Origin of the sequence: Bacillus cereus group sp. BfR-BA-01524, assembly GCF_022662595.1 — a bacterium.
Taxonomy (GTDB): Bacteria; Bacillota; Bacilli; order Bacillales; family Bacillaceae_G; genus Bacillus_A; species Bacillus_A thuringiensis_S.
Genome location: NZ_JAKUDW010000004.1, coordinates 65,403 through 77,680, shown reverse-complemented (window position 1 = coordinate 77,680; position 12,278 = coordinate 65,403). Strand labels below are relative to the sequence as shown.

Genomic DNA, 12,278 nt, shown 5'->3' with positions numbered 1-12,278 from the left:
AATTAGATAGGTGGTAGAAATATATTGGCAACTACAAAACCATACAGAGTATTACTATATTACATGTACACAACAATTGAAAACCCAGAAGAATTTGCTGCAGAGCATTTAGAATTTTGTAATTCACTTGAATTAAAAGGAAGAATTCTTGTAGCAAAAGAAGGTATTAACGGAACTTGTTCTGGAACTGTAGAGCAAACAGAGAAATACATGGAAGCAATGAATAATGATCCACGTTTTGATGGTATCGTATTTAAAATAGATGAAGAAGAAGGGCATGCATTCAAGAAAATGCACGTACGTCCTCGTCCAGAATTAGTTACACTTCGTCTAGAAGATGACATTAACCCACACGAAATAACTGGGAAGTATTTAGAGCCAAAAGATTTTTATGAGGCAATGAAACAAGAAGATACAGTTATCATTGATGCACGAAATGATTATGAGTTTGATTTAGGACACTTCAAAGGTGCGATTAAACCTGATATTGAATCATTCCGTGAATTACCAGATTGGATTAGAGAAAACAAAGAAACACTTGAAGGTAAAAAGATTTTAACGTACTGTACAGGTGGAATTCGTTGTGAGAAATTCTCAGGTTGGTTAGTTCGTGAAGGTTATGAAGATGTAAGTCAGCTTCACGGCGGAATTGTAACGTACGGAAAAGATCCAGAAGTACAAGGTGAGCTTTGGGATGGACAATGTTACGTGTTTGATGAGCGTATCGCTGTGCCAGTAAACCAAAAAGAACATGTTATCGTTGGTAAAGATCACTTTACAGGTGAACCTTGTGAGCGCTATGTAAACTGTTCAAATCCAGAATGTAATAAGAAAATTTTATGTTCTGAAGAAAACGAAGCGAAATATTTACGTGCATGCTCTCATGAATGTCGTGTAAGCCCACGTAACCGCTATGTAATACAACATGAATTAACTGAAGAACAAGTAGCTGCTGCATTAGAGAAAATCGAAGCAGGGAAGTAAGCTGAATTCGTATAATAAAAAGGGTACTCCAAGTTTTATTTTGGAGCACCCTTTTTTTATTATACAGTCCTGTCATTTGTCGTTTTTTGTCGGTAAGTCGATATATTTAAAAAAATCGCTGATATATTTTGAGTTGCGCTGATATAATCGGAAAATCGCTGATAAAAATTTCATTTACTGCAGCATACCATGTATTTGAAAATAACCTTCTTTAATTTTTATCCTCTTTTTCTTTTACAGCAGACAGTACCGTTTGTTTTACCCAAGCTTTTCTTTGTTTATGCTGTAGACCCCATTGATATAAACTTTGGGCTCCTAAAATAAGTGAAATGACAATGCCGCTAATCGCAATTAATAGAGCGAAAAATTCAAGAGGTGAAGATATTTTGTTTGAATCGGTGTTTCTTAAAAGGTCGATCATAGTAAACCCTAACATTTGGCCCACTACAGAGTAGAGCGTTAAAATTAATAATAAAAGGCTATCTTTTTTAGAGGCGACATTTTCTTGATATTTAAACAAACTATCAAGATTTTGTTTCGCGTTCGAGTATAAAACCTCAATATTAAAAAGTTTTCTTAAGCGGAAGAAAATATCTTCACTTTGTGATTGGGATACTAATTCTAAAGAAAAATAATTAGCAGTGAACGAATTGATCGAATAAATTAATTTCTCTATTTCATTAGTATCTTGTTCAATATTTAGCTCAGCATAGGCGTTTGCCATTTTTAATAAAACAATTTTATGGAATAGGTTTAATAATAAAGCGTAATAAAATTCCCCGTACATTTGACTAGCAAGTTTAGAGATTTCGCGTTCTCCTTCATTTGTTACACATGTAAAAATATGTTCTTCCATTATGAAATAACGATTTGGAGCCCATCTCTGGTAAGCGTGTTTTTTTAAATAGTCATGAATGTAAGGAAGGTTATTTGCGCTTACATATGGTTTACCATCACTTGTTAATCCGGAAAGACTGGAAGTACGATAAACATCCACTTCATTAAATTCCATACCTTCTTTTAGTGACAATAAAGTTTGAACGTACATTCTTTGGTCTTCAAAGAAAGGGAAGGTTTGAAAGTATGAACTTCTTAATCTCTTCTTTTCAAAGAAATCAGTTACGCCATGAAATAAATAACCAAAAATGAATTTTTCAACTTGGGAATACTTTTTTCCGTTACATTCAATACAAATAGACTCATTTTTATCAGTTTTAGTTTCAAGTACACGGAAGCGAGCAGCGAATTCGATTGCTTCAGATAAAGTCATATTTGGAGCAGTGTTTACTTTTGTTCGAATTGTTAAGAAGCCAAGTTCATAAGGACAAAGTGTTACATCAATAGAGTGTATCTTGAATGGAATTGAAATAAGGTTTGTTGTTAAATGTCCAGTTAAGTTAAGATCCTTTGAATAACGTTGCAAGCCCTTTTGATGCTCTGAGTGAGGAAAGAGAATTTTATTTGTAAATGAAAGATAGTATGCTTCCATATTTTGATGTGAAACTTTAAACTCCCCATAATATGTATTTTCATCATCGAGATGATCGAGCCGAAAAGGACGAAAATCGTTTTTTTGTAAGAAAGGGAACATATCTTGTTCATATCCAGCTTTAAACGAAAACGGGAATATAAATTGAAATATAGCTGTTGCTACACCTTTTTCCTCAATTGCTTGTATTGCCTCCATCTACATTGTTTCCTTTCCATATATGCTATAGAAACAACATGCCCAAATTTATTTGAAAATAACCACTGTTTTATACTCAATTAAGAGTGAAAATTCAGCTTATTTAGTAGAGGACATGTATAATGTTATGTATACTAAAAGTTATAAAATTGTATTTTAAAAAGGGGGATGCTGTATGCGGATTTTAGTATTAGGCGCTGGTGGAGTCGGAGGATTTTTTGGTGGCAGATTAGTCGAGAAGGGAGAAGATGTCACGTTTCTTGTTCGTAGTAAACGGAAAAAACAATTAGAGGAAAGAGGACTTGTAATCCGAAGTGTTAACGGGGATTTTTCCTTCCAACCGAAATTAATAACGAAAGAAGAGAGAACTTCTCAATTTGATGTTATTTTATTTTCAACAAAAGCGTATCACTTAAACGAGGCTATTCAAGATTTGAAGCCGTTTGTTGGCGATAATACTGTAATCATTCCATTGTTAAATGGTATCGCTCATTTATCACTACTACAAAAAGAATTCGGCGAAGAAAAAGTAATTGGCGGTTTATGCTTTATCGAGACGACGTTAAACGATCAAGGAGAAATTGTACAAACTAGCGCTGCCAACAGACTTGTGTTTGGAGAAATTAAGTCTCAAAATTCAGAGAGAGTAAAGCATATTTCTAAAGCATTTTCAGGTACGAAATCTAGTTTTGTTTTAAGTGAAAATATTACGCAAGATATGTGGCATAAATATTTATTTATTACTGTAATGTCAGGTGTGACAACGTTAATGCGTGCACCAATTGGACCAATCCGTGAAAGTGAAGGCGGCCGTGATTTTATCCGTAATGTGTTTGAGGAATCTGTACAAATCATGAGAGTATTAGGAGCTCCAGTAAAGGCTAATATTGCCCAGGAACATATGAAAACGATTGATAAAATTTCATATGATATGAAGTCATCAATGCAGCGTGATATGGAAAAGGGTTCGTTTATTGAAGGGAAGCACTTGCAAGGATATTTACTGGATGTAGCAGAGCGATTTTCTATAGCGGCACCATTATTAGGAACTATATATCAAAATTTAAAGGTGTATGAAGAGATGACCTTTAACAAATCTGTAATAGAATTAGATGTATGAAAAAATAAAAAAGATAGCAATATATAAGTGTATTGCTATCTTTTTTATTTTTTTGTATGACAAATTATTTATTTCTTTTCGTTCTATCTGTCAAATTTATTTCCTGTTCACGTTTACCATATAACTGATTAATTTCATTTGCTACTGCATCTAAATATGAATCGGAAAAAATAGGCTTCTTTTCTTTAGACATATGGGTCTCCTTTGCGGATTTTTAATATTCATTATGTATATTTCTCAGCGGATTATGCGCAATCATTTTAATTTTTTTCTTATTAAAAATTTTTGTTTACTTTTTGAAAATAAAGGAGTATTATAATCCACAGTTTCAATTTTCTAAATCGCTGAAACCGCATGGTACGGGGGACCCGTTTTTACGGATTAGTACATAATCCGATGGGGTGAATCCTTGAAAAAGGTAGGGCTACTCATAGGCCCGAATCCGACAGCTAACCTCGTAAGCGTTATATTGAGAAGGAAGGTGGAGCTTGTGCGACAAAAAAAATAATGTCTACAAGTCTATTTCGCTATGGCTTGTAGACATTTTTTGTTTTCTGAAGAAATAGTTTACTGGCTGTAACAAGCAGAAAAGTTCGTACAAAATTATTGGAGAGTGGACAGCATTGGTTTCATCTATTAAAAGATTTTTAATTGGAAGACCGTTAAAATCAACAGAGCTTGGAGAACAAAAGCTTAATAAAACGAAAGCTTTAGCTATTTTATCTTCTGACGCATTGTCATCAGTTGCTTACGGTCCAGAACAAATTTTAATTGCTTTAGCAGGTGTGGGAGCGATCGCTTATTGGTATTCCATTCCGATCGCTGTTGGGGTATTAGTATTATTGACAGCCCTTATTTTATCTTATCGTCAAATTATTTTTGCTTATCCGCATGGCGGGGGAGCGTATGTTGTATCAAAAGAAAATTTAGGGATGAATCCAGGCTTAATTGCTGGAGGATCTTTATTAGTCGACTATATTTTAACTGTTGCGGTAAGTGTATCTGCAGGTACAGATGCGCTAACATCTGCTTTTCCTAGTTTACATGCACATAATGTAATCATTGCGATTATATTTGTTATATTTATTACCATCTTAAATTTAAGAGGAGTAACGGAATCAGCTTCCGTTTTAGCATATCCTGTTTATTTATTTGTTTTAGCACTATTTATATTAATTGGTGTAGGCATATATAATATTTTGACTGGTCACGTTTCGCAGGCTTTACACACGCCGATCGGAACGCCGGTTGCGGGCATTAGTTTGTTTTTACTGTTAAGAGCATTTGCATCAGGTAGTTCTGCTTTAACAGGTGTTGAAGCAATTTCAAATGCAATTCCGAACTTTAAAGATCCTGCGCCAAACAATGCTGCAAAAACATTGCTTGCAATGGGTGCATTACTTGCTGTGTTATTTTCAGGAATTGTATTTTTAGCTTATTATTACGGAGTGACGCCGAGTAAAGAAGTAACAGTTGTTTCTCAAATTGCTGAACAAACATTTGGACGTAATTTCATGTACTATTTCATACAAGGTACAACAGCTTTAATATTAATTCTCGCAGCTAATACAGGCTATTCTGCATTTCCTTTATTAGCGGTTAACCTCGCAAAAGATAAATTCATACCGAGAATGTTTACGATTAGAGGAGACCGTCTAGGTTACTCAAACGGTATTATAATACTTGGAGTTGCTTCGATTATTTTAATTGTAGCTTTCCAAGGACAAACAGAACATTTAATTCCGTTATATGCAGTAGGTGTATTTATTCCATTTACACTTTCTCAAACAGGGATGGTATTAAAGTGGCTTCGTGAAAAACCTGAAGGATGGGCTTTAAAATTAACGGTTAATTTAATTGGTGCAGTTATTAGTTTTATCGTAATGAGCATGTTCTTTTTAACTAAATTTGCACAAGTTTGGTCGATTCTTATTTTCTTACCTGCTATTATCTTCTTGTTTCATCGAATTAAGAAGCATTATGATGCAGTGGGTGATCAATTAAGTTTAAAAACTTGTGAACCTCTTATTCCAATTGAGGGGAATGTAATTGTCGTTCCTGTAGCAGGTATGACGCATGTAGTAGAAAATTCATTGAACTATGCGAAATCTCTTTCTGCAGATCAAGTTATCGCTGTATATGTTGCTTTTGACAGAGAAGAGGAAAAGAAATTTGAAGAGAAATGGAAGGTGTGGCAACCTGAAGTAAGGCTTGTTACATTACATTCTCATTATAGAAGTATTATTCAGCCGTTAACGAAATTCATTGATACAGTGCAGTATAAGGCAAGTGAATCGAATTACCGCGTTACGGTCGTTATACCACAGTTCATTCCGAAAAAAGGTTGGCATAACATTCTTCATAATCAATCCAGTTTACTCATACGTGCGTATTTACTTTATAAAAGAAATGTTGTTATTACGACAGTTCCATATCATTTGAAAAAATAAGAAGATTTTTGAAGGATAGCTTCGTGAAAATGAAGCTATCCTTTTTGTGTATATCCTATGCATAATTGCATATGGGTTTAAAAATTATATCGATATAATTTTATCGGTTATTTGCAAGTAGTGTTTTCTGTTGTGATATGTAGATATTTCAATCGATAAAGTGAATCGGATTATATTTTGAAATAAGGACATGAAAGCTTGAAAATAAAGGGGATGAAAATACTTCTTTACGTTATATAAACAGCTGTGTTTAAATGACCTTACAGTACAAAACATATATGAAAACAAAACGAAATTTCATATTTACGCATGTTGTTTAGTTTAAAATGAATAATATTTTTACGTAATATATTCACTATGTGAATGTGGGAATTTCGATGAAATAGAAAATTTATACAATGTTATTCATACTAAACACATATGAAAAATAATAAAATGTTTTGTGACGATAAGTAAGTACTGTAGCAATACGAGAGAGGTGGTTCATACATGGATCGCGGTGAGAACGTTCTCTATTTTAACCATCTCAAATTATGGGCAAGAAAATAGAATAATAAAATGCGATAGTAATAGTTGCTAATACATAGGAGGAGTTAAAGTGAAAAAGACTTTAATTACAGGGTTATTGGTTACAGCAGTATCTACGAGTTGCTTCATTCCTGTAAGCGCTTACGCCAAGGAGGGGCAAACAGAAGTGAAAACAGTATATGCGCAAAATGTAATTGCTCCAAATACATTATCCAATTCAATTAGAATGTTAGGATCACAATCACCGCTTATTCAAGCATACGGATTAATTATCTTGCAACAGCCAGACATTAAGGTAAATGCGATGAGTAGCTTAACGAATCATCAAAAGTTTGCAAAGGCGAATGTACGAGAATGGATTGATGAATATAATCCGAAGCTAATTGACTTAAATCAAGAAATGATGAGATACAGCACTAGATTTAATAGCTATTATAGTAAGCTCTATGAACTAGCAGGAAACGTAAATGAAGATCAGCAAGCAAAAGCAGATTTTATAAGTGCATATGGAAAATTACAATTGCAAGTACAAAGCATCCAAGAGAGTATGGAGCAAGATTTATTAGAGTTAAATCGATTTAAAACAGTATTAGACAAAGATAGTAACAACTTATCAATTAAAGCCGATGAAGCAATAAAAACACTGCAAGGATCAAGTGGAGATATTGTGAAATTAAGAGAAGATATTAAAAGAATTCAAGGGGAAATTCAAGCTGAACTAACTACTATTTTGAATAGACCTCAAGAAATCATTAAAGGTTCTATTAATATCGGTAAACAAGTATTTACAATCACAAATCAAACTGCACAAACGAAAACAATCGATTTTGTTTCTATCGGTACTTTAAGTAATGAAATTGTAAATGCTGCAGATAGTCAAACGAGAGAAGCAGCTCTTCGCATTCAGCAAAAGCAAAAAGAGCTACTACCACTTATTCAAAAGTTATCACAAACTGAAGCAGAGGCGACACAAATTACATTTGTTGAAGACCAAGTAAGTAGCTTTACAGAACTAATCAATCGTCAAATTACAACTTTAGAAACGTTATTAACGGACTGGAAAGTTTTAAACAATAATATGATCCAAATTCAAAAGAATGTTGAAGAAGGCACGTATACAGACAGTAGTTTACTTCAAAAACATTTCAATCAAATTAAAAAAGTAAGTGATGAAATGAATAAACAAACAAATCAATTTGAAGATTACGTTACAAACGTTGAAGTACATTAAGCAGAAAAATAATTAGCGATATAGGGAGAGAAGAAAAATGACAAAAAAACCATATAAAGTAATGGCTCTATCAGCACTTATGGCAGTATTTGCAGCAGGAAACATTATGCCAGCCCATACGTATGCAGCTGAAAGCACAGTGAAACAAGCTCCAGTTCATGCGGTAGCAAAAGCTTATAATGACTATGAAGAATACTCATTAGGACCAGAAGGCTTAAAAGATGCAATGGAAAGAACAGGTTCAAATGCTTTAGTAATGGATCTGTATGCTTTAACAATTATTAAACAAGGTAATGTTAACTTTGGAAATGTATCGTCTGTTGATGCGGCTTTAAAAGGAAAAGTCATTCAGCATCAAGATACAGCGAGAGGAAATGCGAAGCAATGGTTAGATGTATTAAAACCACAGCTTATTTCAACGAATCAAAATATCATTAACTACAATACGAAATTCCAAAACTATTATGATACTTTAGTTGCTGCAGTTGATGCAAAGGATAAAGCGACTCTTACGAAAGGCTTAACTAGATTATCAAGTAGTATTAATGAAAATAAAGCGCAAGTGGATCAGTTAGTAGAAGACTTGAAGAAATTCCGAAATAAAATGACTTCGGATACGCAAAACTTCAAGGGTGATGCAAATCAAATTACATCTATATTAGCTAGTCAAGATGCAGGAATTCCGCTTCTGCAAAATCAAATTACAACGTACAATGAAGCAATTAGTAAATATAATGCAATTATTATCGGTTCATCTGTTGCGACAGCTCTAGGACCAATTGCAATTATCGGTGGTGCAGTAGTTATTGCTACGGGCGCAGGAACACCGCTAGGAGTAGCATTAATTGCAGGTGGTGCAGCAGCTGTAGGCGGTGGTACAGCTGGAATCGTATTAGCGAAGAAAGAGCTTGATAATGCACAAGCAGAAATTCAAAAGATAACAGGACAAGTTACAACTGCGCAATTAGAAGTAGCAGGATTAACGAACATTAAAACACAAACAGAGTATTTAACAAATACAATCGATACTGCAATTACAGCGTTACAAAATATTTCAAACCAATGGTACACAATGGGATCAAAATACAATTCTTTACTTCAAAATGTAGATTCTATTAGTCCAAACGACCTAGTTTTCATTAAAGAAGATTTAAACATTGCGAAAGATAGCTGGAAAAACATTAAAGACTATGCAGAAAAGATTTATGCGGAAGATATTAAAGTAGTAGATACGAAAAAAGCATAATCGAATACGAATCGTTAGAGCGTTAAGTGTTGATGAATGGTTTGAAGCTCCTGTTCAGTTGTGAGCAGGAGCTTTTTATACTTTTATAAAGAAAATAGGTGAAAAGTATGCAGAAAAGATTTTATAAAAAATGCCTTTTAACGTTAATGATTGCTGGGGTGGCAACGAGTAACGCATTTCCTTTACATCCTTTTGCAGCAGAACAAAACGTAAAAACATTGCAAGAAAGTGCGAAAAATTATTCTCTAGGGCCAGCTGGATTCCAAGATGTAATGGCACAAACGACATCAAGTATATTTGCAATGGATTCATATGCAAAATTAATTCAAAATCAACAAGAGACGGATTTAAGTAAAATAAGTTCGATTAATAGTGAATTTAAAGGGAATATGATTCAGCATCAAAGAGATGCAAAAGTTAATGCAGCATATTGGTTAAATAATATGAAGCCTCAAATTATGAAAATGGATCAAAATATTATAAATTACAATAATACTTTTCAATCGTATTATAATGACATGTTAATAGCGATTGATCAAAAGGATAGCGGAAAATTAAAAGCGGATTTAGAAAAGTTGTATGCGGATATTGTAAAGAATCAAAATGAGGTAGATGGATTATTAGGAAATTTGAAAGCTTTTCGCGATAGAATGGCGAAAGATACAAATAGTTTCAAAGAGGATACAAATCAGTTAACAGCGATATTGGCAAGTACGAATGCTGGTATTCCAGCTCTAGAGCAACAAATAAATACATATAACGATTCGATTAAAAAGAGTAATGATATGGTCATTGCTGGTGGCGTACTTTGCGTAGCTCTAATAACATGTCTTGCTGGCGGGCCGATGATTGCGGTTGCGAAAAAAGATATCGCAAATGCAGAAAGAGAAATCGCTAATTTAAAAGATAGAATTTCAGGAGCACAAGCAGAAGTCTTAATTTTGACTGATGTAAAAAATAAAACAACAAACATGACAGAAACAATTGATGCAGCAATTACAGCACTACAAAACATATCAAATCAATGGTATACAGTAGGTGCAAAATATAATAATTTACTACAAAACGTAAAAGGAATTACTCCAGAAGAGTTTACGTTTATAAAAGAAGATTTACATACAGCGAAAGATAGCTGGAAAGATGTAAAGGATTATACAGAAAAATTACATGAAGGTGTGGCAAAGTAAACAGTGGACTAGTTCTGCTGTTTATTTTTTTATCCTGTTTTTTGTGAGAGTTGAACTTGCAATTATATATAAGTTTGTCATGTGTTTTATCCATGTGTGTATAAAAATCTTTTTGTTATCGCTCCCTTTGATAGAATCCATTTTCATATGTTTTTTTTACCGAATTTTTTAAAAATTAAATTTTATGGCTTGATAATTCATTTGAAATGATTTAATCTTATGTCAAATGATATGTTTATCTATCAAAAATGCTTTTGTAAAGATAAAGGAGTGATTGAGAATGTTAAACGCCCTATTGATGGTAAGTCTTTAGGTACAGCAGCATTGAAAAGATTGGGAAGAAATGAGTGAGCTTTCACAATAAAGAACTCTATAACTTTATGTAGTGTTTGATACCCATCGATTAGATTTTTTGAAAAACAAATCAATATTAATTGAATCAAAGTTTAAAAATTAAATATATGAGTAGTAGAAAAAATCCATTAGTTGTTATCATGTTCTAATAAAAAATGGGAAATGGAAATTCTGAGAAAACCTGTTCAGAAAGTAAGTTAGTGAGGGGAATTCAAAACCAATTTAATAAAAGCGAGGTAAATAATATGACTTTTGAAGAAAAATTACAAGCATATGCAGAACTTACGGTGAAAATCGGTGTCAATATTCAACCAGGGCAATACTTATTAGTCAATACATCAGTGGATGCATTGGATTTCGCCCGTATAATTGTGAAAGAGGCTTATAAGGCTGGGGCAGGGCGTGTTCATGTTAATTTTTCGGATGAAGAAATGGAACGTGCTTACTTTGATTATGCCTCAGATGAAGAATTTAATCGCTTCCCAGAGTGGATAGTCAAAATGAATGATGAGCTGATCGAACGTAAAGGAGCACTATTAATGATAGATGCTACAGATCCTGATAAATTTACAGGTATTTCATCTGATCGCCTAGCTACCTATCAAAAGGTAGCAGGAGCTGCTCTGAGAAACAATCGCAACGCCGTAATGAAGGATTCAATAGCTTGGTTGATGGTAGCAGTTCCTTCACCAAAGTGGGCATCGAAGGTGTTCCCAGGTTTAGCAACTGAGGATCAAGTACCAGCATTATGGGAGGCTATTTTTAAAGCTGTTCGTATTGGTGACGGCAGTGCTATTGAAAAATGGCGTGAACATGTAACAAATTTAGAATCTCGTGCGGTCCTACTGAACGATAAAAAATATATGAAGCTTCACTATACAGCGCCAGGTACTGATTTAACAATTGCATTAGCACCACAGCATAAATGGGTTACTGGAGGTGGTAAAACTCCTGATGATACTATCTTTATGGCTAATATGCCGACAGAAGAGGTTTATACGTTACCGATGAAACAAGGTGTAAATGGCTATGTAAGCAATACAAAACCATTAGTTTATCAAGGGAATATTATCGATGGCTTTAAACTGACATTTGAAGAAGGAAAAATTGTTAAAGCTGAAGCACAGGTAGGACATGATTTATTACAGGAGCTTATTAATGTGGATGAAGGCTCTTGCTATTTAGGTGAAGTAGCACTTGTACCACATGAATCACCGATTTCAGCATCGGGAATTTTATATTTTAATACATTGTTTGATGAAAATGCATCGAACCATTTAGCGATTGGTAAAGCTTATCCAACTTGCTTAGAGGATGGAAGAGATTTAGAAAACGATCAGCTTGAAACGTTAGGGGCAAATATTTCAATAACACATGAGGACTTTATGATTGGCAGCAGTGAGATGGATATCGACGGTATTCTACCAGATGGAACTGTAGAACCAATTTTCCGTAAAGGTAGCTGGGCATTTTAAGTTTTTAATTTGAATA

At 33.8% G+C, this 12,278-nt stretch carries 9 protein-coding genes and 1 riboswitch; of the genes, 7 read left to right on the top strand and 2 right to left on the bottom strand.

From position 1 onward, the window contains the following. Positions 1-24 precede the first annotated feature (24 nt). Complete coding sequence (gene trhO / locus MR170_RS02465) at positions 25-984, top strand: oxygen-dependent tRNA uridine(34) hydroxylase TrhO (RefSeq protein WP_061666774.1); 960 nt, start codon at positions 25-27, stop codon at positions 982-984. A 211-nt stretch (positions 985-1,195) separates the two neighbouring features. Here trhO and MR170_RS02460 read toward each other — a convergent pair whose 3' ends face one another. Further along, on the bottom strand, positions 1,196-2,671 hold the full coding sequence (locus tag MR170_RS02460; protein WP_242307053.1) for a hypothetical protein: 1,476 nt from the start codon (positions 2,669-2,671) through the stop codon (positions 1,196-1,198). Positions 2,672-2,846: 175 nt separating this feature from the next. Between MR170_RS02460 and panE the strand changes: the two genes are divergently transcribed. Continuing rightward, positions 2,847-3,791 (top strand): 2-dehydropantoate 2-reductase, encoded by a 945-nt coding sequence (gene panE, locus MR170_RS02455; protein ID WP_242307051.1) that lies wholly within the window; start codon positions 2,847-2,849, stop codon positions 3,789-3,791. 64 nt (positions 3,792-3,855) lie between these two features. Here the strand turns inward: panE and MR170_RS32215 are convergent, their stop codons facing one another. After that, a complete protein-coding gene (locus MR170_RS32215) occupies positions 3,856-3,984 on the bottom strand; it encodes a hypothetical protein (protein WP_000031873.1) in 129 nt (42 codons plus the stop codon). Between the two features lie 139 nt (positions 3,985-4,123). Next, positions 4,124-4,270: riboswitch (cyclic di-AMP (ydaO/yuaA leader) on the top strand. Between the two features lie 144 nt (positions 4,271-4,414). On the opposite strand from MR170_RS32215, the gene MR170_RS02450 reads away from it, so the two are divergent. From MR170_RS02450 to MR170_RS02430, 5 genes are all read left to right on the top strand, one after another. Further along, entirely contained in the window at positions 4,415-6,241 is a 1,827-nt protein-coding gene (locus MR170_RS02450) for an APC family permease (protein ID WP_016082062.1), read from the top strand. Between the two features lie 598 nt (positions 6,242-6,839). Then, positions 6,840-8,000: a non-hemolytic enterotoxin NHE subunit A gene (gene nheA / locus MR170_RS02445; protein WP_242307049.1), complete on the top strand. Its 1,161-nt coding sequence runs from the start codon at positions 6,840-6,842 to the stop codon at positions 7,998-8,000. A gap of 37 nt (positions 8,001-8,037) precedes the next feature. Further along, positions 8,038-9,246, top strand: a complete 1,209-nt coding sequence (nheB, locus tag MR170_RS02440; protein WP_000162968.1) for a non-hemolytic enterotoxin NHE subunit B — start codon at positions 8,038-8,040, stop codon at positions 9,244-9,246. Positions 9,247-9,353: 107 nt separating this feature from the next. After that, complete coding sequence (nheC, locus tag MR170_RS02435; RefSeq protein ID WP_242307041.1) at positions 9,354-10,433, top strand: non-hemolytic enterotoxin NHE subunit C; 1,080 nt, start codon at positions 9,354-9,356, stop codon at positions 10,431-10,433. A gap of 599 nt (positions 10,434-11,032) precedes the next feature. Then, the gene (locus MR170_RS02430; RefSeq protein ID WP_242307035.1) at positions 11,033-12,262 is read left to right on the top strand and encodes an aminopeptidase; all 1,230 of its coding nucleotides are present in this window, start codon (positions 11,033-11,035) and stop codon (positions 12,260-12,262) included. Positions 12,263-12,278 lie beyond the last annotated feature (16 nt).

Coding starts and splice junctions, on each gene's coding strand:
- MR170_RS02460 (WP_242307053.1), bottom strand. CDS start 2,671: ATGGAGGCAATACAAGCAATTGAGGAAAAAGGTGTAGCAACAGCTATA.
- panE (WP_242307051.1), top strand. CDS start 2,847: ATGCGGATTTTAGTATTAGGCGCTGGTGGAGTCGGAGGATTTTTTGGT.
- MR170_RS32215 (WP_000031873.1), bottom strand. CDS start 3,984: ATGTCTAAAGAAAAGAAGCCTATTTTTTCCGATTCATATTTAGATGCA.
- nheB (WP_000162968.1), top strand. CDS start 8,038: ATGACAAAAAAACCATATAAAGTAATGGCTCTATCAGCACTTATGGCA.
- nheC (WP_242307041.1), top strand. CDS start 9,354: ATGCAGAAAAGATTTTATAAAAAATGCCTTTTAACGTTAATGATTGCT.
- MR170_RS02430 (WP_242307035.1), top strand. CDS start 11,033: ATGACTTTTGAAGAAAAATTACAAGCATATGCAGAACTTACGGTGAAA.